Here is a 21197-nt window from a genome sequence, read left to right as displayed (position 1 = left end):
ACCGGCCAACTGACAGCTTGTCGCATTCAGATGGCTCAGACCGTTGTGGATGCTTATAGTTCCATCATGCGCCAGGGGCTCCATCGATGTCGACGGAGCACGCGCGCAATCCTTTTGATGGGCCGGCCGCTCAGGCCAGGCTCGGCGGCGCTGCGGCAGGGGTGCGCTCTTCGCCCTCCTCGCCGGTCGCATCGCCGTCCGGCTGCACGGTCCCGGCGCCGTCGGCCGGCGCGTTCTTCGCTTCCAGCTTGCGCTTGGCTTTTTCTTCGGCCTTGCGCTTCTTTTCGAGTTCCCGTTGCCGCTTTTCGTAAGAAAAATTGTTCCGTGCCATAGTCACCTCGACGTGTTTAATTCAAGGAAAATGCTGCAACTGCACAGCCATTATGGACTACTTCGCGGTTCCCGACTTTGAACCTATCCCGGTAGGTGGGAGGAAGTTCATGGCGACATGCGCGTAGGCGATGCATGGCGAGCGTGAGCAATGCGCGAGGAGGCCGCATGGCGAGCCATGCAACGACGAGCAACGCAGCACGCGCTTGCCAGGCGCGGCAGTAACGACTCTCACCTACCGGGATAGGTTCTTGCGCTAGCCACGTGGATGATGCTGCGCGTGCAGCCGTTTCAGGCGTTCGCGCGCCACGTGGGTGTAGATCTGGGTCGTCGAAATATCGGCGTGACCCAGCAATAATTGCACCACGCGCAGGTCGGCCCCGTGGTTCAGCAAATGCGTGGCGAAGGCGTGGCGCAGCGTATGCGGCGACAGCGGACCGGTGACGCCGGCCTTCGACGCGTGTTTCTTGATCAGGATCCAGAACATCTGGCGCGTCATCGGGCCACCGCGGCCAGTGACGAACAAGGCGTCGTCGACCTGGCCGTTGAGGATGATGCCGCGCGCATCCTTCAGGTAGCGTTCGAGCCAGCGCCGCGCCTCTTCGCCGAACGGCACCAGGCGCGTCTTGCTGCCCTTGCCGGTCACGCGCAGCACGCCATCGTTCAGGCTCACTTCGACCAGTTTCAGGGCCACCAGTTCCGATACCCGCAAGCCGCTGGCATACATCAGCTCCAGCATCGTGCGCTCGCGCAAACCCAACGGCGTCGAAATATCGGGGGCGGCCAGCAAGGCCTCGACCTGGTCCTCGGTCAGGGTATGCACGAAGCGGGTCGGCTGGCGCGCCGACGGCATCTTGAGGCAGGGATCGGTCGATATCTGTCCGCGGCGCAGCAGCAGGCCATAGAAGCGCTTGAACACCGACAGCCGGCGGTTGGCCGTGCTCGGCCGCGATTCCGGATGGCGGTCGGCGAAATAGGCGCTGAGATCTTCCGCCCCCACGGCCAGCAGGCCGCGTCCCGGGCGCTTGGCGTCCAGCCAGCCGGCGAACAGGCGCAGGTCGCGCCGGTAAGCGTCGAGCGAGTTCTTCGCCAGGCCCTGTTCCAGCCAGAGCGTGTCGCAGAACTCGTCGATCAGGGCCAGATCGACTGCTGCTGCCATGGAGCGGCGGTGGCGCCTTCGTGCCGCAGCAACCAGCGCTTGACCGAAAGATGGAAACCGTTCTCGTCGTTCTGGTTCGAGAAGCCGCCCAGGCCGCCGGATGCCGTGACCCGATGACAAGGAATGACCAATGGGAACCAATTGGCGCCGCAGGCCTGGCCCACGGCGCGCGGATGCGAGCCGATCACCTTGGCCAGGTGGCCATAGGTGCGCACGGCGCCGCGCGGGATGGCGCTGATTTCTTGCCACACCTTGCGCTGGAACTCGGTGCCGGCGTCCATCAACGGCAGGTCGAAGCTGAAATCCGGGTCGGCCAGGTAGCGCGCGAGCTGCTCGGCGCTGCGCTGCGCGATGGCGCTGTCCGCGCTTTTTTCGGCGAACGAAGGCGGCAGGTAAACCACTTCGCGCAGCTTGTCGTCGGCGGTACGGATGCCCAGCGCGCCGAAGGGAGCGGGCACGATGGCATTGAAAATCTGGCTGGCGGGATCGGTCTTCATAGTGGGGGCGACTGAGCAATGTGTTGCCCAGGCATCTTAACCGGGCAGCGCCCATGCGGGCCAGCGATTGGACGATTCGAACGAAAAAAAAGCGCACCCTCGGGTGCGCTCCAATTCGGGTCACGTTTCCGGCCGCCGGGTCTTGCCAGCGACTTCTGTCAAACGTGGTGTCTCCTCGAATGTCTCCGGTATGGATTACCGTGCTTTTATCAATGCTCCCCCAAAAACCTTGCATGCCGCTTCTATTGCTTGTTCTTGGCACTGCCGCGCACCATCCCAGTGCGCATGAGCCCCATGATAACGCAAATGCTTGCAGAAAATGTATCTTTTCATCCACAAATTTGGAAAATTATTTTACTTATAAACAAAACGTGATTGTCGAGATGCTATAGGCGCATATCGGCGCGCCAGCCCACCTTCACTGATCCCCGCCCCACGTCAACGTTCGACTTCGCGCAAGATGGCACGCACGGTCTCCTTGCCGATACGGCTTTCCATTTGTCCATACACCGGCTGCATCGCACGCCGCCATTCGGCCTGCTGGGCCGGCGTGAGCGTGTGGATCGTCGTGGTGCCGGCCTGGCGGATGGCTTCGATGGCGTCGTCATTGGCGCGTTGGGCGATCTTTTTTTCGTACAGCGTGGCTTCGCGCATGGCGCGCGCCAGGGTGTTGCGGGTGTCGGCCGGCAGTCCATCCCAGAATTTTTTGTTGACGATCACCGCGTATCCCAGATAGCCGTGGTTGGACAGAGTCAGGTGGCTTTGCGTCTCGTGCATGCGCTGGGTGTACATATTCGACGGCGTGTTCTCGGTGCCGGCCACCACCCCATCGCGCAGGGCGGGTGCGGCTTCGGAAAAGGCCAGCGCCAGAGGCTGGGCGCCCAGCGCGCGCATCTGCGCATCCAGTACCTTGGACGCCTGGATACGCATGCGCAATCCCTCGAAATCCTTGGGCGAGGTCAAGGGTTGGTTGGCCGACATGATCTTGAAGCCGTTATGCCAGAACGCCAAGCCGGTGATGCCCTTGGGCTCGAGCTTGCGCAACAGGTTGCGCCCAATGCGGCCTTCGGTCACCTTGTACAGCGCCGCCCGGTCCGGGAAGATATACGGCAAGTCGAACGCCTCGAAGTCGCGCACGCCCAGCGGCGAGAACTTGGCCAGCGACGGCGCCAGCATCTGCACCGCGCCCAGCTGCAGGGCCTCGAGCTCCTCGCGGTCCTTGTACAGCTGGCTGTTCGGATACACTTCTACCTTGACCTGGCCGCCCGTCATTTGCTCGGCCAACTCCTTGAAACGCTCGGCGGCCCGGCCCTTGGGCGTGTCGGGCGCCACCACGTGGCTGAACTTGATGACGATCGGCCCCTGCGCCAGGGCGTCGACACTCGCGGCCGCCGCCAGCACGAAGAGCGCTTTGGCGGCCAGGGTCTTGATCTGCATGACGGTTTAATTCTTTCTAATGAAACCTTACACTGGCGGATGCACTGCCGCACGCAAGTCTGTGCCGTGCCCATGTCGACCGCCATCGTGGACTTCCACAACAGCTGGACAGTTTAACCAATACAGGACTCTTGCATGAAAATTCCGTTCGCCCAGCCCATGTCGGAACCGCGCGCGCGCATCCGCGCCTGGCGGTTCTGGCGCTGGCTGGTGCCGATGCTGCTGGTGCTGCTGTTCCTTGCCGTGCTGATCTGGCTGCCCTGGCAGGCGCGCCAGATGGAAAGCACCGAGCGCCAAGAGCAATTGATTGCAGACACGCTGTGGGTCGAGCAGACCTTGCGCTTCGAGCTGGCGCGCAGCGAGGATGCGCTCAGCGCCCTCGGCGCCGACCTGGTGGTCGCGCCGCTGCCGCCGGAGAAACTGCAGGCGCGCTTCCGCCAGATGTTCGTCAACGGCCCGGAACTGGTGCGCGTGGTGTGGAGCGACGCCGCCGGCGCGGTGCTGGCCAGCCATGGCGCCGACCTGCCCGCCGCCGGCCTGCCCGAGACCACGGCCCTGGCCGGAGAAATGGCGCGCTCGATCCGGCGCGGCCGCTACAGCGAACCGTATGGCGCCACGCCATCGACCCATGGCCTGATCGATTTCTACCTGCCGCTGTTTCGCAATGGCCAGTTCATGGGCAGCCTGGTCGCGACCTACAGCCTGCAAGTGCTGCTCGACGAGACCGTGCCCTGGTGGTTTGCCCAGGATAATGCGCTGGCCCTGATCGACCGCGACGAACAGGCGGTGGCGCGGCGCGCCGCCGGCGGCCCGGGACGCGGCGTGTACACCCACCAGCGCGAGCTCGACCTGCCGGGCGCCCAGCTGGTGCTGTCGACCAACAGCGTCAAGCGCGCGCCGCAACTGCTGCCGAACCTGCTGGTAGGCTCGGTGATCGTGCTGGCCCTGGGCCTGTTGTCCAGCCTGGCCGCGCTGTGGCGCCACATCTCGCGCACGCTGGCGGCGGAAAGCGCGCTGCGCCAGCAGATGGCGTTTCGCACGGCGATGGAAAACTCGCTGCTCACGGGCCTGCGCGCGCGCGACCTGGAGGGCCGCGTCACTTATGTGAACCGCGCCTTCTGCCAGATCGTCGGCCATCCGCCGGAAGAATTGATCGGCAAGAAGCCGCCGATGGCCTACTGGGCGCCGGAAGCGACCGCCGAGTACGAGGAGCGCTTCCAGGGCATCTTGTCGGGCAAGATCACGCCGCAGTTCGAGACCGTGTTCCAGCGTCCGGACGGCACCCGGGTGCCGGTGCTGGTGTTCGAGGCGCCGCTGGTGGACGTCGATGGCCGCCATACCGGCTGGATGAGCTCGGTGCTCGACATCACCGACCGCAAGCGGGTCGAAGAGCTCAACCGCCAGCAGGAAGAAAAGCTGCAGGCCAGCGCGCGCCTGGCCACCATGGGCGAACTGTCGTCGATGCTGGCGCACGAGCTGAACCAGCCGCTGGCGGCGATTTCCAGCTATACGGTGGGCGCCCTGAACATGCTCGAGCGCGCCGCCGGCACTGGCGACGACCTCAAGCCGGGCATGCTGCGCCATGCGCTGGAACAGGCGCGCCAGCAAGCCCAGCGCGCCGGCCAGATCATCCGCAGCGTGCACGAGTTCGTCAAGAAGCGCGAACCGCTGCGCCAGGAGGTGACGATCCGCAGCGTCATTTCCAGCGTACATGCCCTGATCGAGCTGCAGGCGCGCCAGGCCGGCGTGGCGCTGCGCGTGCAATTGCCGCCCGGCTTGCCAACGGTGCTGGCCGACCGCGTGATGCTGGAACAGGTGCTGCTCAACCTGACCCGCAATGCGATCCAGGCCATGCAGGACACGGCGCCGGACCAGCGCGTGCTGCGCATCGAGGCAGTACACGTGGACGAGCAGGTGGCGGTGTCGGTGATCGACCGCGGCCACGGCATCGCGCCCGAAGTGGCCGAGCGGCTGTTTTCTCCGTTCTACTCGACCCGGGCCGAGGGCATGGGGATGGGCTTGTCGATCTGCCGCACCGCGATCGAGTTCCATGGCGGCACCCTGAGCCATGCGCCGCATCCGGCCGGCGGCACCGTGTTCACATTTTCGCTGCCGGCCCAAGCGGCCAGCCGGACGCTGGGCTAAAATTCGGTCTGCGGCGCGCAGGACTATCCTGGATGCGCCATCTTTACGAGAAAAGCAACAAGGCGGGAAGCCCATCCCGCCACTACGGAGACCTGCATGCTGCACATCGTCGACGACGAAGAAGTCATTCGCGACTCGCTCGCCTGGCTGGCGCAATCGCGCGGCCTGCCCGCGCGTGGCTACGCGGGCGGCCAGGAATTCCTCGACGCCCTGCAAGACCTCGACGTCAGCGGCGACTGCGTCCTGCTCGACGTGCGCATGCCCGGCATGAACGGCATCGCCGTGTTCGACGCGCTGATCGGCCGCGGCCTGCTGCCGCGCCTGCCCGTGATCTTTCTCACCGGCCACGGCGACGTGCCGATGGCGGTCGATTCGCTCAAGCGCGGCGCTTTCGATTTCTTCGAGAAACCCTTCAACGACAACCAGCTGATGGACCGGGTCGAGGAAGCCCTCGCCGCCTCGCGCAAGGCGGCCGCCTCGGCCGGCGTACAGGCGCGCCTGGCTACCCTGTCGGCGCGCGAACGCGAAGTGCTCGACCTGATCCTGGCCGGCATGATGAACAAGGTCGTGGCCGATAAACTGGGCATCAGCATGCGCACGGTCGAGGTGCACCGGGCCCATATCTTCGACAAGATGCAGGTCAAGACCGCCGTCGAGCTGGCTGGGCTGTTGAAATAACCCCTCTTTTTGCCGACCTTGTCGCGCGTCAAGCGTTCCAACTTCTCATGGGAAGCCTTGTAAAATAGTCTTGAACGCGCCGCGGCCCCGGGCGCCGCGATGCACCTCTCTTTTAGGAAACTCCAATGAACGAAAAGACAGTTGCAGACAAGATGTTTTTACGAACAGCTAAATCGATGCTGGTGCTCAATGGCCAGGTCAATCCGAACGTGGCGGCCCAGATGCCGGCCGAGATCGTCAAGGAGGGCGACGGTCCCTTCGACGCGATCCTGATGTTCTGCATGCACCGCAAGGATCTCGAGCACTATTTCGACATCGCCAAGCGCAAGCTGGGCGAGAAGGGTTCGCTGTGGATCGCCTACCTCAAGCAGACCGCCTCCAAGGCCACCGACATCAACCGCGATTCCATCAATGCCTATGCCAAGGAGAACGGCATCACCGGCGTGGCCATGATCTCGATCGATGGCGACTGGTCGGCCCTGCGCCTGAAGCGCATCGAGATCTGATGGCCTGACGCATACCGGCTCAGGCGGCGTGGCGCGCCAGGGCCCAGGCGACGTGTTCGCGCACCAGTTCGGATGGATGATCAAGCCGGGATTGCAAGGCCGCCACGATGACAGCATCCCCACGCTTTTTCTCGGCGGCATTTCCCAACCCTACCGCCAGATTGCGCAACCAGCGCTCATGGCCGATGCGGCGGATCGGACTGCCTTCCATGCGGCGGTTGAATTCTTCTTCGTCCCAGGCGAACAGCTCGAGCAGGTCGCCTCCACCCAAGCCATTGCGTTCGTCGAAATCCGGCACCGCCGCGCGCTGCGCAAACTTGTTCCACGGACAGGCCACCTGGCAATCGTCGCAGCCATAGATGCGGTTGCCGATCAGGGGCCGCAATTCTTCCGGAATACTGTTCTTGAGCTCGATCGTCAGGTAAGAGATGCAGCGCCGCGCGTCGAGCTTGCCCGGCCCCAGGATCGCCCCGGTCGGGCACAGGTCGATGCACGACTGGCACTGCCCGCAATGCGCGCCGGTGGGCGGGTCGACGGGCAGCGGCAGGTCGACCAGGATCTCGCCGATGAAGAAGGTCGAGCCGGCCGCGCGCGACAGCAGCAGCGTGTGCTTGCCGCGCCAGCCCAGGCCGGCCTTTTCGGCCAGCGGCAACTCCATCACCGGCGCCGAATCGGTGAACACCCGAAAGCCGAACGGCCCGATCGCGTCCTGGATGCGGCCGGCCAGCGACTGCAGGCGGTTGCGCAAGACCTTGTGGTAGTCGCGGCCGCGCGCATACACCGAAACCACGGCGGCCTCCGGATCCTGCTGGCGCAGGCGCTCCCGGGCGCGCCAGTCGGCATCCTGGGCGGCGGGCAGGTAATCCATGCGCGCCACGATGGCGCGCACCGTGCCCGGCACCAGTTCGGCGGGACGGGCACGCTTCATGCCATGGCTTGCCATATAATCCATCTCGCCGTGGTAACCCGCGTCCAGCCAGGCTTGCAGCCCGGCCTCCAGGTGGCCCAGGTCGACGTCGGCGACGCGCACGTCGGCAAAGCCCAGCTCCTTGCCCCACGCCTTGATGGCGCGCGCAAGCTCGGGCAGGTCGGGGGCAGGGTTGGGGGAAGTGGGCATACCGCAAGAAATCACGCAGAACAACTCGCTATTTTATTCGATGCAGCCTTTTAAATCGCGCTTGCAGCGCTATCTGCCGGACGAGTCCGCCACATCCGCCCTCGGCGCTGCCCTGGCACGCGCCTTGCAGCCGGGCCTGGTGATCTATCTGCACGGCGACCTCGGCGCCGGCAAGACCGCCCTTACCCGTGCCCTGCTGCAGGCGGCCGGCCATGCCGGCACCGTGAAGAGCCCGACCTATACCTTGTCGGAACCGTATCGGGTGATGCTCGATGGTAAGCCATTGAACGTGATCCACTACGACCTGTACCGCATGTCGAGTCCGGAAGAATTCCTGGACGCGGGCTTTCGCGAGGACTTCGACGGGCGCAATGTGTGCATCGTCGAGTGGCCCGAAAAAGGCGATCCGGTGTTGCCGGCGCCCGACTTGCGTATCTTGCTCAACGTTAGCGGGCCCGGCCGTGATGTAGAATTGCAGGCGTTGTCCGAATTAGGCCTGCTATGCCTCGACCGTCTCGCTCCCCTTCTGCCGCCCCAGCCGCCCGCGTGACACCTTCGTCCTCGCGTCGCCGTGTCCTGCTCAAGGCCGGCGGCACGCTGCTGCTGTCCGTCATCCCGCTGCGCGCCAGCGCCAATGAAATCCTGGCCGTGCGTGTCTGGCCCGCCCCCGACTACACCCGGGTGACGCTGGAAAACGACACCGACCTCAAGGCCGAACACTTCCTGATCCCCGATCCGCCGCGCCTGGTGGTCGATATCGACGGCCTCGCCCTGAGCAACACGCTCAAGAGCCTGGTGGCCAAGATCGAACCGAACGACCCCTACATCAACCAGGTGCGGGTCGGCCAGAACCGCCCGAACGTGGTGCGCCTGGTGTTCGACCTGAAGGCCGAGATCAAGCCGCAGGTATTTACCCTGGCGCCGGTGGCCGGCTACCAGCACCGCCTGGTGTTCGACCTGTACCCGGCCACCCCGGTCGACCCGATCGCCGCCCTGATCGAACAGGGCGACTGGAGCCCGGGCCCGACCACGACCCTGGCGGCCGACCAGCCGGCCCTGGGCGACCCTGTCGCCGCCACCCCGGTGGCCGGCGCTCCGGCCTCGCCCAATCCCGCCACCGGCACGCCGCCGGTGCAGATTCCCGTGCCGCCGCCCGCCGTCCCGCGCACCCAGCCGAACGCCGGCCCGGACGCGATCGCCAAGCTGGAAGCCGAGATGTCGGGCCTGAAGGGTACGGCGCCGGCCCTGGCGGTGCAGCCGCCGCCGGCCAAGGCGAGCGCCCCGGCGCCGGCCCAGAAGGTGGCGCGCATGATCACCATCGCCCTCGATCCGGGCCATGGCGGCGAAGACCCGGGCGCGATCGGCGCCAAGGGCAGCCGCGAGAAGGACATCGTGCTGGCGGTGGCCAAGCGCCTCAAGGCCAAGCTGGAGCAGATGCCGAATACCCGCGTGATGCTGACCCGCGACGGCGACTTCTTCGTGCCGCTGGGCACCCGCGTGCAAAAGGCGCGCAAGGTGCAGGCCGACCTGTTCGTCTCGATCCACGCCGACGCCTGGATCTCGCCGACCGCGCGCGGCTCGTCGGTGTTCGTGCTGTCGGAAAAAGGCGCCAGCTCGAGCGCGGCGCGCTGGCTCGCGAACGACCAGAACAAGGCCGACCTGATCGGTGGCGCCAACCTGACGGGCACCAGCGACAAGCACCTGGCCAGCGTGCTGTTCGACCTGTCGACCACGGCCCAGATCAACGACAGCCTCAAGCTGGGCAAGGCCGTGCTGAAGGAAATCGGCGGCATCAACCGCCTGCACAAGGCCTCGGTCGAGCAGGCCGGCTTCGCCGTGCTGAAGGCGCCGGACATCCCCTCCATCCTGGTCGAGACCGCATTCATCTCGAACCCGCAGGAAGAAGCGCGCCTGAACGACGACGGCTACCAGGACCAGCTGGCCAACGCGATCACGAATGGCATTCGCCGCTATTTCGCCGATAATCCGCCCATGGCCAAGAGCCGCCAGACCTGAGTCCGACCCCATCATGGAAAACATCACCTTCGGGCAACTGCCCGCGATTCGCATCACGGCGCCCGACGGCGCCAGCGCCGTCGTTACCCTGTATGGCGGCCACCTGGTGTCCTGGCATGGCGCCGACGGCGGCGAGCGCATGTTCCTCAGCACCCGCTCGGCCCTGGACGGCAGCCGCGCGATCCGTGGCGGCGTGCCCGTCATCTTTCCCCAGTTCGCCGAACGCGGCGACGGCATGCGCCATGGTTTTGCGCGGGTCAGCAGCTGGCGCCTGGAAGGGCACGGCATCGAGGGCGATGCGGCGTGGGCCGAGTTCGGCCTGACTGATGCCGACCTGGCGCCGGCGGCGGCCGCCGCCTGGCCGCACCGCTTCGCGCTGGCGCTGCGCGTGACCGTGCGCGCCAACCAGTTGGAGATGGCGTTCAGCGTGCGCAACACGGGCGAGGCGCCCTTCCCGTTCGCGGCGGCGCTGCATACCTATCACCTGGTGCCGCACCTGGCGGACGTGCGCATCGAGGGGCTCGAAGCGGGGACGCTGTCCATCGCGGACAAGCTCGACGTGGTCTACGAGAACGTGGGCGACGGCATCACCCTGGGCACCTGGGCGCGCGTCCTGACGCTGGAACAGGAAGGCTTCCGGGATGCCGTCGTATGGAATCCGGGCGCCGCGGATACCGCCGCGCTGGCCGACATGGAAGACGACGAGTACCAGCGCTTCGTGTGCATCGAGCCGGCGCAGTTGACGCCGGTCGAGCTGGCGCCGGGTGCGGTGTGGGAAGGGCGTTACCGCGTTTCCTGACGTTCGCGCCCAGATCATGAAAAAACGCGCCTCGGCGCGTTTTTTTGTTTTACATGGATTCCTTGATCATCCGCCCGTTCGCCTGCTGCACAGGCCGCGAATTGAAGGGATACAGGCGCGAGAACAAGGCCATCTGCTGCGGCGACGCCGTCATCGGCTGCTTCATCACCAGCCACAGCACGTTCTCGGTGCATGGCGGCTCGCTCAGCGACCCCATGTAGGTGAAGTAGTCGCGCCGCGCCGGCAGGATCTCGTTGACGTCGATCACGATCGACGGCGTCACCGTCATGTGCTTTTCCAGCGGCAGATTATTCCACACGGTCTGGATCATCGGATTGGCGTCGCCGCGCTCGAGCAGCACCGCCAGGATCGCGATCTTGTTGTCGTAGCTCTTGTGCACCAGATGCACGACCATCTCGGTGCCCTTGCCGTTGATGCGCTCCTCGCCCGGACGGTGGAAGTGGAATTGCTGCAGCTCGTAGGTGGTCCCGCCCACGCTCAGGAAGTTCCCGCCCGCGACATTCACCTGGATCGTATGGCCATTGTCGATCTCGTTGAACGAGCTCGGGTGATAGTCGAAGTTGATCTGCTCCAGGTCGACCTTGATGCCGTCGCGCAGGTCGATCGGCGACTGGCGATTGCCGGTATTGCAGGCCGCCCAGGCGGTATTGATCTTCGACCAGTTCTCGGGGCCGAACTCGCCCTCATAGGTCCAGTGGGTGCCGTTCTTCGGCTTGGCGGCTTCGACTGCCGCGGCGGCAGCGGCGGCGGCTTCCTTCTTGCGGCGGGCGTCCGCGGCGCGGCGTGCGCGTGCGGCTTCCTCGGCGCGCAGCGCCTGCTTGGCGCGCAGCTCGGCCAGTTTTTCGGCGATGCGGACCGACAGGTCGACTTCCGCATCTTCTTCGGATTTTTGGGCGGCAGCCGGGGTGGCCCCGGCAGGCCGCAGGTTCGGCTTGATCGAGGCAATCGCCACGGGCTTCTCGGCCGCGGGCTTGGTCGGGGCTGCATCGTTCGCATGCGCCGTGGCCATGGTCAGGCTCAGGCTCAAGGCGAATAGTGCGATCAGGTTACGCATGGGTGTCCAGATAGTGTGCTTACCCTATCCTTATCGGACCCGGCGCAGCTAACTTGAGTGCGCTGCAGCAACAAAAGGCGCTGAATTTACGCCTTTTGCCGACTTGTCATTCTAAATGTTAATTACGGCTGAGCATGCGCCGGCCAAGCTTGTACAGACCGCCGATCGCCAGCGGCACGATGGCCGCGCTCACGCCCACCAGCACGATCTCGGTCAGGTGGTCCTTGATGATCGGCACGTGGCCAAAGAAATAGCCGGCCGTTACCAGGCTGACCACCCACAGCAGCGCGCCCGCGACGTTGTACAGCTGGAAGCGGGTGTGCGTCATGTCGGACACGCCGGCCACGAAGGGCGCGAAGGTGCGCACCACCGGCACGAAGCGCGCCAGGATGATGGTCTTGCCGCCATGCTTTTCGAAGAAGGCATGGGTGCGCGTGAGGGCATCCTTGTTAATCCAGCGATAGTTATGCGTGAACATGCGATGGCCCACCGCTTCGCCGATGAAATAGTTCACCGTATTGCCGGTGACGGCGGCGGTCACCAGCAAGGTCGTCAATAGCGGATAGCTCATCTCGCCGGTGGCGCAGAAGGCGCCGGCGATGAACAGCAGGGTGTCGCCGGGGAAGAAGAACAGGACCACCAGGCCGGTCTCGCAGAACACGATGGCGAACAGGACGAGGTAGACGTAGGTGCCGTACTGGGCCAGCAGGGCGCCGAGGGATTTGTCGACGTGCAGCAGCATGTCGAACAGGTGCATCAGGTCCATGATATTCCTAAACGAGAGCCTGACATTATAGCCCTCTCCCCTCTTGCAAGATGTTTACGCGATCTGGAGGGCCTGGCAGCGCGCTGGGCTACAATTGCCCGCACATAAATAAGAAGCGGAGCAGACATGCAGGCAATGACCATGATCGGAGCACTCACCGGCAGCGCCCTCCTCGCCCTGTTCAGCAGCGGCGCCAGCGCGGCGCCGGCCAGGCCCGGCAAGGAATTGCCGCCCAAACCTTCGGTGGCGGACGTGGTCAAGGCGTCCCAGCCGGGCGACTGGCGCCCCCTCGATCCGGAGAACACGCTGTACATGGAACTGCCGGCCGGCCGCGTGGTCATGGAACTGGCGCCGAGCTTCGCGCCGAAGGCGGCCGCGAACATCCGCGCACTGGTGCGCGAGCGCTATTTCGACGGCCTGTGGATCATGCGCGCGCAAGACGGCTTCGTGGTGCAATGGGGCGATCCGGACGAAGAGACGCCGCGCCCGTTCAAGGCCGACAAGACAGTGGCCGCCGAATTCACCGTGCCCGCCAAGGGCACCGGCAAATTCACGCAGCTGAAGGAACGCGACGTCTACGCGCCGCAGGTGGGCCACGTGAACGGCTTCCCGGCAGCGCGCGACCCGAAGGCCGGCCAGGCCTGGCTGCCGCACTGCTACGCCATGGTCGGCGTGGCGCGCGACGAGGCGTCCAATACCGGCAACGGTTCGCAGCTGTACACCGTGATCGGCCACGCGCCGCGCCACCTGGACCGCAACATCACCGTGGTCGGCCGCATCGTGTCCGGCATGCCGCTGCTCACGGTGATGCCGCGCGGGACCGGCGCCGCCGGCTTCTACGAGAAAGCCGGGCAACGCACGCCGATCGCCAGCGTGCGCCTGGCGGCCGACGTGCCGCTGCCTGAACGCAGCAAGCTCGAGGTGATGCGCACCGAGAGCGCCGCCTTCCAGGCCGTGATCGAGGCCCAGCGCAACCGCGGCGGTCCGTGGACCAAGGTCGCGGCCGGCGCCATCGACCTGTGCAATGTGCCGATTCCCGTGCGCGAACAGCAATAAGCCATCGACGATCCGGGGCCATGGCAGCGCGATATAATCGCACCATGAACGCCCCAGCCCCGACCCACCGTCCCATCCAGCAGCTCCCCGACCAGCTCATCTCGCAGATCGCCGCCGGCGAAGTGGTCGAGCGGCCATCGGCCGTCGTCAAGGAACTGCTGGAAAATGCGCTCGACGCGGGCGCGACCCAGATCACCGTGCGCCTCGAAGAAGGCGGCGTCAAGCGCATCGCGATCACCGACAATGGCCGCGGCATCGCGCCGGAACAGCTGCCGCTGGCGCTGGCGCGCCATGCGACCTCCAAGATCTCCTCGCTGCACGACCTCGAGAACGTGGGCACGCTGGGCTTTCGTGGCGAGGCGCTGGCCTCGATCGCCTCGGTGGCCGCGGTGCGCATCACCTCGCGCACGCCCGACGCGGCCCACGCCTGGGAAATCGTCGGCTCGCACGAGGGCACCGTCGCGCCGTCGTCCGGCGCCTTCGGCACCACGATCGACGTGCAGGACCTGTACTTCAACACGCCGGCGCGCCGCAAGTTTTTAAAATCCGAACAGACCGAATACGGCCACTGCGCCGAGGTCGTGCGCCGCATCGCGCTGGCGCGTCCGGACGTGTCGTTCAGCCTGTCGCACAACGGCCGCACGATCGACCACTGGAACGTGAGCGAAGCGGCCAAGCGCAGCGCCCACATCCTGGGCAGCGATTTCGCCGAGGCGCGTCTTGAACTGGACGAGTCGGCCGGCCCGCTGCACCTGCACGGCTACGTCGGCCTGCCCACGGCCTCGAAGGCGCGCGCCGACGGCCAGTTCTTCTACGTGAACGGGCGTTTTGTCCGCGACAAGGTGCTGGTGCACGCGGTGCGCGCCGCCTACCAGGACGTGCTGCACGGCGACCGCTTTCCCTCGTACGTGCTGTCGCTCGACCTCGATCCGGCGCTGGTCGACGTCAACGTCCACCCGTCGAAGATCGAAGTGCGCTTCCGCGACAGCCGCGCGGTGCACCAGTTCGTGTTCCACGCGGTGCAGCGCACGCTGGCCCAGACCTCGGCCACGGCGCACGGCAGCGTGCCGGCGCCGATCACGGCGGCCGAGGTAAGGCCGAGCGGGACGCCGCTATGGCAGTTATCGGAATCGCCGTCACGGCCGCAGATGCGGCCACACGAGCAGACCTCGTTCGGGTCGCAGCTGTCGACCTTCTCGCCGTCGCCCTATCCGGCCGGGAGCCGATGGGACGACCCAAGCACGCAAGGCGGCGTCGCGCAGCGTACCGAGGCGTATGGCGCGCTGTTCAAGTCGGATGCGACGACCACGGTGCCTGCGCCTTCGTCCGCCCCGATGGACGTGCCGCTCTCGGCATCGGAACGCCCGCTGTCGAACGACGACTTCCCGCTTGGCTTCGCGCTGGCCCAGCTGCACGGCATCTACATCCTGGCCCAGAACACGCGCGGCCTGGTGCTGGTCGACATGCACGCGGCCCACGAGCGCATCCTTTACGAGCAGATCAAGAACGCGCTCGACGCCCAGGCCCAGGGCCAGGAGATGCAGGTGCAGTCGATGCTGATCCCGGTGACCTTCTACGCCGACGCGATCGAGGTCGCGACCGCGACCGAGCACCAGGACACGCTGAAGGCGCTGGGCTTCGACATCGCCGCGCTGTCGCCGACGACGCTGGCCGTGCGCAGCGTGCCGACCCTGCTCAAGAACGCCGACGCCCAGACGCTGGCGCGCGACGTGCTGCGCGACGTGCGCGAATACGGCGGCTCGCGCGTGCTGATCGAGCGCAGGAACGAATTGCTCGGCACCCTCGCCTGCCACACGGCGGTGCGCGCCAACCGCATCCTGGCCGTGCCAGAGATGAACGCGCTGCTGCGCCAGATGGAGAGCACCGAGCGCGCCGACCAGTGCAACCACGGCCGCCCGACCTGGGTCCAGCTCGAGATCGCCGCGCTCGACAAACTGTTCTTGCGCGGCCAGTAATGAACGATATGAAGAAACCAATGGCCGTGGCCATCATGGGCCCGACCGCGTCCGGCAAGACCGCGGCTGCACTGCGCATCGCACAGACCCGTCCCGTCGAGATCATCTCGGTCGACTCGGCGCTGGTGTATCGCGAAATGGACATCGGCACCGCCAAGCCCACGCCCGACGAACTGGCCGCCGTGCCGCACCACCTGATCGACATCCTCGACCCGCTCGAGGCGTATTCGGTGGCGCAGTTCCGCGACGACACCATCCGTCTGGTGGGAGAGATCACGGCGCGCGGCAAGCTGCCGCTGCTGGTGGGCGGCACGATGATGTATTTCAAGGGGCTGGTCGACGGCCTGGACGACCTGCCGACGGCGGATGCCGGCGTGCGCGCCGCGCTCGATGCCGAAGCCGCCCGCATCGGCTGGCCCGGCATGCACGAGAAGCTGCGCGCGGTCGATCCGGTGACGGCGGCGCGCCTGGCGCCGAACGACGCCCAGCGCATCAACCGCGCGCTGGAGATCTTCGAACTGTCCGGTCAGCCGATGTCGGCCCTGCTGGCAAAGCGTGCCAAGCCCGAGCTGCCGTTCGAACTGGTGTCGTTCGGCCTGGAGACCGATGACCGCGCTGTGCTGCACCGACGCATCGCGCTGCGCTTCGACCAGATGCTGGGCGATCGCGACGACGGGGGCCTGGTGGCGGAAGTGGCGCGCCTGCGCGCGCGCGGCGACCTGTCGCCGGCGCTGCCGTCGATCCGCTGCGTCGGCTATCGCCAGGCGTGGGACTACCTCGACGGGAAGATCAGCCGCGCGGAACTGCGCGAACTGGGCATCATCGCCACCCGCCAGCTGGCCAAGCGCCAGATCACCTGGCTGCGCGCGATGCCGGACCGGATCGTGATCGATTGCCTGGGCCCCGATCCAGCCGGGGCGATGCTGGATCACCTGGCGACGTTAAGTAAATGACATCGGCGCGACATTTTTCCGCGCAGAACACGCCACGATCTTGACACGCAACCGGTCGCGCCCGATAATATTGGTCGTTGCGGTGATATAGCTCAGCTGGTTAGAGCACAGCACTCATAATGCTGGGGTCGGTGGTTCAAGTCCACCTATCACCACCAAGAATTCCAAGCGAATGGCTTGGCTCTCCAACGAGTCAAGCCATTTTTGCTTTGTCAGTTTCGGTGATATAGCTCAGCTGGTTAGAGCACAGCACTCATAATGCTGGGGTCGGTGGTTCAAGTCCACCTATCACCACCAGATACAAAACGGCCCGGTTCTCGCGAACCGGGCCGTTGTTGTTTCCAGCGTCATCGTTCAATGCTTCTTGCCGCCACCCGAGACCTTGTTCTCGGTGGCCCAGGCGCGCCGTTCGGCCTCCTGCTTGCCGACGCCCTTCTTCTCGTAGCCTTCCTTGATGTGCTCGGCCTGGCGCTTTTGCTTATCGGTGTACGACGATTTATCACCCTGGGGCATGATGTTCTCCTTTCGATACAAGAGAGTACAGCGTACGCCGCCGGCGCGCGTCGATTCGTGCGCCACCCCACGCTCGCGCGCGGTCTACTCAGCCTTATGCCACTCGCCGTCCGGCGCGTGCTCGTCGAGCGCATAGTCGCCGCGCGCCAGGGCTTCGAGCACCGCATACGCCTGTTGCACGTGCCCGGCATCGACCAGCAGGCGCACGCCGCCCAGGGCCGGCGCCAGCAGCAGGTCGGTCTGCATCAGGTGGGCGTCGGCCAGCATGGCGGGGATGCCCGACGCTTCCAGGCAGCCCTGGGCCAGGTTGGCGTCCAGCGGGATCATGTAGCGCGCCACCACGTACAGGTTGCGCTCGGGAATGCGCTCGACCTCGGGGTGGGCGGCCAGCCAGTCGTTCAGTGCGAGCGTGTGCATGATGAAGCCTTCAGTTCAGGAGCGCGGGCAGGTGGGACAGCAGGTACAAGGTCACGCCGATCATGCCGCCCACGATGGTGCCGTTGATGCGGATGTACTGCAAGTCCTTGCCGATATTGAGTTCGATCTGGGCCGACATCTCGCGGTCGTCCCACTGCTTGACGGTGTCGGCGATGTGGCGCGTCAGGAAGCCCGCGAACTCGGGCGCCACCCCGCGCGCGGCCGCCTCCAGGTTCTCGTGCAGCGACTGGCGCAAGGCCGGGTCTTCGCTGAGCACCTTGCCGATCCAGGCGCCCATGGCGACGATGCGGCGGCGCAGGCTGGACTCGGCGCTTTCCAGGTCGCGCTTGAGCCAGGCCTTCAGCTCGGCCCACAGCGAGCCCAGATAGGCGTTGAGGGTCTCGTCCTCGAGCAGGTAACGCTTGACGTCGTCGGCCTTGGCCAGGAAGGCCGGGTCGCCTTTCAGGCGTTCGATGAAGCCGGCCACGTAGTCGTCGAAGCGGTGGCGCAGCGGATGCTCGGGATCGGCCGCGACCTTGTTCAACACGCCGGCGGCCAGACGCACGGCGATGTCGGCGCCCTTGCGGCCGATGAGGTCCGACGGCAGCATCTTCTCGATGAAGGCGTAATCTTCCTTGAGCCAATCGACGATGCCCTGGGCGATGTAGTCCTGGGTATCCGCGTTGTCCAGCAGCCGCGCCAGTTGCCGGATGCCCTCGTCGAGCAACTCCTGGTGGCGCCGGCCGCGGGTCAGGCTTTCGAGGATCGCGCCGCTCGACTTCGACAGGTCGACGCTTCTCACCATCGTGTGCACGCCGCGGCGGATGAAGTTCTGCACCGCCGCGTCCTCGATGAAGTCGAGCATGAAGGTGGCGGCGCGCACCAGGTGGGCGCCCATCAGCTCCGTATTGGCGGGCTTGACCAGCCACTCGGCCACCTTCTGCACCGGATCTTGACGCCGGATCAGCCCGACGATGGAATCGGTGTCGAGGAATTTTTCGCGCACGAACAGGGCCAGGTTGTCGGCGATCTTGTCCTTGTTGCTGGGGATGATGGCGGTATGGCGCGAGACGATCGGGATCGGCACGCGCCGGAACAGGGCCACCACCGCGAACCAGTCGGCCAGCGCGCCAACCATGGCCGCTTCGGAAAAGGCGCGCAGCAGACCGGTCCACCAGGTGGCCGGCAGCAGCAGGCTGATCACGAACAGCACGGCCGCGCCCACGAAGAAGCCCAGGGCGATCAGTTTGGAACGGCGCAGTTCATCCTGTTTTTCCATGCGGCGCTAGCTCGGCAGTGACGTTATGCCAATGCTATCGCACTTCCCGCGCGGACGACGCGCCGGCGCTGCCTACCTTGCTCGCGGCGTTTTCACGGCCTGTACATACTGCTGACATATACTGAAGATCTTCCAACCACATCGAAAGCCTCCCCCTGCATGCACCATGAATTAAGCCTGATCACCACGATTGCCGCCGCGCTGGGTTTTGGCCTGATATTCGGCATGCTGGCGGTGCGCCTCAAATTGCCGGCGCTGGTGGGCTACCTGGCGGCCGGCGTCTTCATCGGCCCGGCCACGCCGGGCTTCGTGGCGGACATCGGCCTGGCCTCGCAGCTGGCCGAGATCGGGGTCATGCTGCTGATGTTCGGGGTCGGGCTGCACTTCTCGCTGAAGGACTTGCTCGACGTGCGCCGCATCGCCCTGCCCGGCGCCCTGCTGCAGATCGGCGTGGCCACCGCGATGGGCATGGCCCTGTCGTGGTGGTGGGACTGGAGCCTGGGCGCCGGCATCGTGTTCGGCCTGGCGCTGTCGGTGGCGAGCACCGTGGTGCTGCTGCGCGCGCTGGAGGCGCGTGGCGTGCTCGACTCGATGAACGGGCGCATCGCCGTGGGGTGGCTGGTGGTCGAGGACCTCGTCATGGTGCTGGTGCTGGTGATGCTGCCGGCGCTCGCCGGACCGCTGGGCGGCAAGGGCGATGCCGGGCTCGATCTGTGGCCGGCGCTGGGCATGACCCTGCTGCAGGTGGGCGGCTTCATCGCCTTCATGCTGATCGTCGGGCGCAAGGTCTTTCCGTGGTTCCTGTGGCGCGTGGCCAGGACCGCGTCGCGCGAACTGTTCACCTTGTCGGTGATCGCGGCGGCGGTCGGCATCGCCTATGCGTCCTCGAGCCTGTTCGGCGTGTCGTTCGCGCTGGGCGCCTTCTTTGCCGGCATGGTGCTGCGCGAATCGGAACTGAGCCACCGCGCGGCCGAGGAATCGCTGCCGCTGCGCGATGCGTTTTCAGTCCTGTTCTTCGTCTCGGTCGGGATGCTGTTCGATCCGATGGTGTTGGTCGACAATCCGCTGCACGTGCTGGGCGTGGTGCTGGTGATCGTGGTCGGCAAGTCGCTTGCCGCATTCATCCTGGTGCTGGCGCTGCGCTATCCGCTCAATACCGCGCTGACGGTGTCGGCCAGCCTGGCGCAGATCGGCGAGTTCTCTTTCATTCTCGCTGCGCTGGGCATGCAGCTCGGGCTATTGCCGGAGCTGGGGCAGAACCTGATCCTAGCTGGGGCCATCATCTCGATCGCCTTCAATCCGCTGGTGTTCTCGTCGATCGAGCCGGTGCAGCGCTGGCTGGGCAAGCAGGATCACCTGATGCACCTGGCGCGCAAGCTGGAACGGCCGGCCGACCCGCTGGCGGAGCTGCCGATGACGACCTCGCGCGAAAAGCTGAGCAACCAGGTGGTGCTGGTGGGCTTCGGGCGGGTCGGGCGTCGCATTGCCGAAGACCTGACGGCGCGCGGGATTCACTTCGTGCTCGCCGAGCAGCACCGCGAACTGGTCGAAACGGCGCGCGAGCGCGGGATTCCGGCGGTGGTGGGCAATGCGGCGGAACCGGCGGTGCTGATCCAGGCGCATATCCACAAGGCGGCGATGCTGGTGATCGCGACGCCGGATACCTTCGACGTGCGCAAGATGGTGGAGATTGCGAAGGCGCTCAATCCCGCCGTGCGGTGCGTGGCACTTACGCATAGCGACAAGGAAGCGGAGTTGTTGCGGGCGGAGACGGGTGGGCGGGTGTTTGTCGGTGACGAGGAGCTGGCCGGCAGCATGACAAGGCATGTGCTGGAAACGCTGCGGGAGCAGCAGCGTGCTCCACTCGAGCATTGAGCGATATTAGCGGATAGCTGGCACGGGTCTGTCAATCGCCACATCCTGGACCCGCTGCCAGATGATCCGAATCCTGGTGCCGTCCGGCCTCTGGAAGTTTTCGGTCATGCGATCGCCTTCGACGACCAGGCGCAATTCCCTGCGGGTACGGACCTGCCCGATCCAGTTCGGAAACGTCGATGCCTCGACGCGGTTGCCGCTGAAGACGCCTTCCTTGTCCACCGTATAGGTGCCGAAGAATCCGATGCTGCCGGCCATCGCGGCGCGGTTTTCTTCTGCCGTGCCTTCCCCTCGGACGTTCGAGGCGAATTTTGGCATGTTCGCATCGGTCAGCACTTCGATGAAGTGCATGTCCTCGGTGAACACGAGCAGGCCGTTCGGCTTGTCGCCATAAGCCGGCAGATTCTTGCCGTCCGGGTCGATCTGGGCGGTCACCATGCGCCAGGTGCCCAGAATCTGATTCGGCGATCGCTCCTCGGCGATCGCCGTGCAGCATTGCGCTGCCAGCAGGATTGGTAAAGCAAGCTTCAGCATACGCATGGGATCTCCCGATATAAACATGAAAGGTCCGGCCTCCCATTCTGATCATAGTCGAGCTCAATG

General features: G+C 65.6%; 21 protein-coding genes and 2 tRNA genes. 12 read left to right on the top strand and 11 right to left on the bottom strand.

Annotated features, from left to right (window positions below; translation table 11 throughout):
- Positions 1-130: 130 nt before the first annotated feature.
- The 4 genes from LO55_RS10615 to LO55_RS10600 all read right to left on the bottom strand — a co-directional run bounded on the left by LO55_RS10615 (position 131) and on the right by LO55_RS10600 (position 3423).
- The gene (locus tag LO55_RS10615) at positions 131-331 is read right to left on the bottom strand and encodes a hypothetical protein (RefSeq protein WP_071361431.1); all 201 of its coding nucleotides are present in this window, start codon (positions 329-331) and stop codon (positions 131-133) included.
- 255 nt (positions 332-586) lie between these two features.
- A complete protein-coding gene (gene xerD, locus LO55_RS10610) occupies positions 587-1489 on the bottom strand; it encodes a site-specific tyrosine recombinase XerD (RefSeq protein ID WP_071361430.1) in 903 nt (300 codons plus the stop codon).
- Entirely contained in the window at positions 1462-1986 is a 525-nt protein-coding gene (locus LO55_RS10605; RefSeq protein ID WP_071361429.1) for a methylated-DNA--[protein]-cysteine S-methyltransferase, read from the bottom strand. Before LO55_RS10605 ends, xerD begins: the two co-directional genes overlap by 28 nt.
- Positions 1987-2424: 438 nt before the next feature.
- Positions 2425-3423, bottom strand: coding sequence for a TRAP transporter substrate-binding protein (locus tag LO55_RS10600; protein ID WP_071361428.1), 999 nt, complete (start codon positions 3421-3423; stop codon positions 2425-2427).
- A 135-nt stretch (positions 3424-3558) separates the two neighbouring features.
- Between LO55_RS10600 and LO55_RS10595 the strand changes: the two genes are divergently transcribed.
- The 3 genes from LO55_RS10595 to LO55_RS10585 all read left to right on the top strand — a co-directional run bounded on the left by LO55_RS10595 (position 3559) and on the right by LO55_RS10585 (position 6752).
- Complete coding sequence (locus tag LO55_RS10595; protein WP_071361427.1) at positions 3559-5568, top strand: two-component system sensor histidine kinase NtrB; 2010 nt, start codon at positions 3559-3561, stop codon at positions 5566-5568.
- Between the two features lie 96 nt (positions 5569-5664).
- The gene (locus LO55_RS10590) at positions 5665-6246 is read left to right on the top strand and encodes a response regulator transcription factor (RefSeq protein WP_005665384.1); all 582 of its coding nucleotides are present in this window, start codon (positions 5665-5667) and stop codon (positions 6244-6246) included.
- Positions 6247-6371: 125 nt separating this feature from the next.
- Positions 6372-6752 (top strand): DUF3052 family protein, encoded by a 381-nt coding sequence (locus tag LO55_RS10585; protein ID WP_071361426.1) that lies wholly within the window; start codon positions 6372-6374, stop codon positions 6750-6752.
- Between the two features lie 19 nt (positions 6753-6771).
- Here LO55_RS10585 and queG read toward each other — a convergent pair whose 3' ends face one another.
- Positions 6772-7869 carry a tRNA epoxyqueuosine(34) reductase QueG gene (queG, locus tag LO55_RS10580; protein WP_071361425.1) on the bottom strand — a complete coding sequence of 366 codons (1098 nt, stop codon included), beginning with the start codon at positions 7867-7869 and terminating at the stop codon, positions 6772-6774.
- A 40-nt stretch (positions 7870-7909) separates the two neighbouring features.
- On the opposite strand from queG, the gene tsaE reads away from it, so the two are divergent.
- From tsaE to LO55_RS10565, 3 genes are read left to right on the top strand one after another with little or no spacing between them, the layout of a single operon-like run.
- A complete protein-coding gene (gene tsaE, locus LO55_RS10575; protein ID WP_005665378.1) occupies positions 7910-8419 on the top strand; it encodes a tRNA (adenosine(37)-N6)-threonylcarbamoyltransferase complex ATPase subunit type 1 TsaE in 510 nt (169 codons plus the stop codon).
- Positions 8371-9885 (top strand): N-acetylmuramoyl-L-alanine amidase, encoded by a 1515-nt coding sequence (locus LO55_RS10570; RefSeq protein ID WP_071361424.1) that lies wholly within the window; start codon positions 8371-8373, stop codon positions 9883-9885. Before tsaE ends, LO55_RS10570 begins: the two co-directional genes overlap by 49 nt.
- A gap of 13 nt (positions 9886-9898) precedes the next feature.
- Positions 9899-10684 (top strand): D-hexose-6-phosphate mutarotase, encoded by a 786-nt coding sequence (locus LO55_RS10565; RefSeq protein WP_071361423.1) that lies wholly within the window; start codon positions 9899-9901, stop codon positions 10682-10684.
- 49 nt (positions 10685-10733) lie between these two features.
- On the opposite strand, the gene LO55_RS10560 is transcribed toward LO55_RS10565, so the two are convergent.
- Entirely contained in the window at positions 10734-11759 is a 1026-nt protein-coding gene (locus LO55_RS10560; RefSeq protein WP_071361422.1) for a carbonic anhydrase, read from the bottom strand.
- 118 nt (positions 11760-11877) lie between these two features.
- A complete protein-coding gene (locus LO55_RS10555) occupies positions 11878-12525 on the bottom strand; it encodes a VTT domain-containing protein (RefSeq protein ID WP_071361421.1) in 648 nt (215 codons plus the stop codon).
- A gap of 126 nt (positions 12526-12651) precedes the next feature.
- Here LO55_RS10555 and LO55_RS10550 point away from each other — a divergent pair, with 126 nt between their 5' ends.
- From LO55_RS10550 to LO55_RS10530, 5 genes are all read left to right on the top strand, one after another.
- On the top strand, positions 12652-13581 hold the full coding sequence (locus tag LO55_RS10550) for a peptidylprolyl isomerase (protein WP_071361420.1): 930 nt from the start codon (positions 12652-12654) through the stop codon (positions 13579-13581).
- A gap of 44 nt (positions 13582-13625) precedes the next feature.
- Positions 13626-15557 (top strand): DNA mismatch repair endonuclease MutL, encoded by a 1932-nt coding sequence (gene mutL / locus LO55_RS10545; RefSeq protein ID WP_071361419.1) that lies wholly within the window; start codon positions 13626-13628, stop codon positions 15555-15557.
- Positions 15557-16510 (top strand): tRNA (adenosine(37)-N6)-dimethylallyltransferase MiaA, encoded by a 954-nt coding sequence (miaA, locus tag LO55_RS10540; RefSeq protein WP_071361418.1) that lies wholly within the window; start codon positions 15557-15559, stop codon positions 16508-16510. Before mutL ends, miaA begins: the two co-directional genes overlap by 1 nt.
- Positions 16511-16591: 81 nt before the next feature.
- A tRNA-Met gene (locus tag LO55_RS10535) sits at positions 16592-16668 on the top strand.
- Between the two features lie 62 nt (positions 16669-16730).
- Positions 16731-16807 (top strand) — tRNA-Met (locus tag LO55_RS10530).
- Positions 16808-16864: 57 nt separating this feature from the next.
- On the opposite strand, the gene LO55_RS26660 is transcribed toward LO55_RS10530, so the two are convergent.
- From LO55_RS26660 to LO55_RS10520, 3 genes are all read right to left on the bottom strand, one after another.
- Entirely contained in the window at positions 16865-17023 is a 159-nt protein-coding gene (locus LO55_RS26660; protein WP_005665369.1) for a hypothetical protein, read from the bottom strand.
- An 84-nt stretch (positions 17024-17107) separates the two neighbouring features.
- Positions 17108-17440 carry a putative signal transducing protein gene (locus LO55_RS10525; RefSeq protein ID WP_071361417.1) on the bottom strand — a complete coding sequence of 111 codons (333 nt, stop codon included), beginning with the start codon at positions 17438-17440 and terminating at the stop codon, positions 17108-17110.
- Between the two features lie 10 nt (positions 17441-17450).
- Complete coding sequence (locus LO55_RS10520; protein ID WP_071361416.1) at positions 17451-18719, bottom strand: DUF445 domain-containing protein; 1269 nt, start codon at positions 18717-18719, stop codon at positions 17451-17453.
- A gap of 159 nt (positions 18720-18878) precedes the next feature.
- Between LO55_RS10520 and LO55_RS10515 the strand changes: the two genes are divergently transcribed.
- Positions 18879-20594, top strand: a complete 1716-nt coding sequence (locus LO55_RS10515) for a cation:proton antiporter domain-containing protein (protein WP_071361415.1) — start codon at positions 18879-18881, stop codon at positions 20592-20594.
- Positions 20595-20600: 6 nt separating this feature from the next.
- On the opposite strand, the gene LO55_RS10510 is transcribed toward LO55_RS10515, so the two are convergent.
- Positions 20601-21134 (bottom strand): lipocalin-like domain-containing protein, encoded by a 534-nt coding sequence (locus tag LO55_RS10510; RefSeq protein WP_071361414.1) that lies wholly within the window; start codon positions 21132-21134, stop codon positions 20601-20603.
- Positions 21135-21197 lie beyond the last annotated feature (63 nt).

Origin of the sequence: Massilia timonae (assembly GCF_001866515.1) — a bacterium.
Taxonomy (GTDB): Bacteria; Pseudomonadota; Gammaproteobacteria; order Burkholderiales; family Burkholderiaceae_D; genus Telluria; species Telluria timonae.
The sequence above is the reverse complement of the archived record's forward strand: the minus strand, read 5'-3'. Positions and strand labels throughout refer to the sequence as shown.

Coding starts and splice junctions, on each gene's coding strand:
- LO55_RS10555 (WP_071361421.1), bottom strand. CDS start 12,525: ATGGACCTGATGCACCTGTTCGACATGCTGCTGCACGTCGACAAATCC.
- LO55_RS10510 (WP_071361414.1), bottom strand. CDS start 21,134: ATGCGTATGCTGAAGCTTGCTTTACCAATCCTGCTGGCAGCGCAATGC.
- LO55_RS26660 (WP_005665369.1), bottom strand. CDS start 17,023: ATGCCCCAGGGTGATAAATCGTCGTACACCGATAAGCAAAAGCGCCAG.
- queG (WP_071361425.1), bottom strand. CDS start 7,869: ATGCCCACTTCCCCCAACCCTGCCCCCGACCTGCCCGAGCTTGCGCGC.
- LO55_RS10570 (WP_071361424.1), top strand. CDS start 8,371: ATGCCTCGACCGTCTCGCTCCCCTTCTGCCGCCCCAGCCGCCCGCGTG.
- LO55_RS10595 (WP_071361427.1), top strand. CDS start 3,559: ATGAAAATTCCGTTCGCCCAGCCCATGTCGGAACCGCGCGCGCGCATC.
- LO55_RS10615 (WP_071361431.1), bottom strand. CDS start 331: ATGGCACGGAACAATTTTTCTTACGAAAAGCGGCAACGGGAACTCGAA.
- miaA (WP_071361418.1), top strand. CDS start 15,557: ATGAACGATATGAAGAAACCAATGGCCGTGGCCATCATGGGCCCGACC.
- mutL (WP_071361419.1), top strand. CDS start 13,626: ATGAACGCCCCAGCCCCGACCCACCGTCCCATCCAGCAGCTCCCCGAC.
- LO55_RS10565 (WP_071361423.1), top strand. CDS start 9,899: ATGGAAAACATCACCTTCGGGCAACTGCCCGCGATTCGCATCACGGCG.
- LO55_RS10560 (WP_071361422.1), bottom strand. CDS start 11,759: ATGCGTAACCTGATCGCACTATTCGCCTTGAGCCTGAGCCTGACCATG.
- LO55_RS10605 (WP_071361429.1), bottom strand. CDS start 1,986: ATGAAGACCGATCCCGCCAGCCAGATTTTCAATGCCATCGTGCCCGCT.
- LO55_RS10525 (WP_071361417.1), bottom strand. CDS start 17,440: ATGCACACGCTCGCACTGAACGACTGGCTGGCCGCCCACCCCGAGGTC.
- xerD (WP_071361430.1), bottom strand. CDS start 1,489: ATGGCAGCAGCAGTCGATCTGGCCCTGATCGACGAGTTCTGCGACACG.
- tsaE (WP_005665378.1), top strand. CDS start 7,910: ATGCAGCCTTTTAAATCGCGCTTGCAGCGCTATCTGCCGGACGAGTCC.
- LO55_RS10590 (WP_005665384.1), top strand. CDS start 5,665: ATGCTGCACATCGTCGACGACGAAGAAGTCATTCGCGACTCGCTCGCC.
- LO55_RS10600 (WP_071361428.1), bottom strand. CDS start 3,423: ATGCAGATCAAGACCCTGGCCGCCAAAGCGCTCTTCGTGCTGGCGGCG.
- LO55_RS10520 (WP_071361416.1), bottom strand. CDS start 18,719: ATGGAAAAACAGGATGAACTGCGCCGTTCCAAACTGATCGCCCTGGGC.
- LO55_RS10585 (WP_071361426.1), top strand. CDS start 6,372: ATGAACGAAAAGACAGTTGCAGACAAGATGTTTTTACGAACAGCTAAA.
- LO55_RS10550 (WP_071361420.1), top strand. CDS start 12,652: ATGCAGGCAATGACCATGATCGGAGCACTCACCGGCAGCGCCCTCCTC.
- LO55_RS10515 (WP_071361415.1), top strand. CDS start 18,879: ATGCACCATGAATTAAGCCTGATCACCACGATTGCCGCCGCGCTGGGT.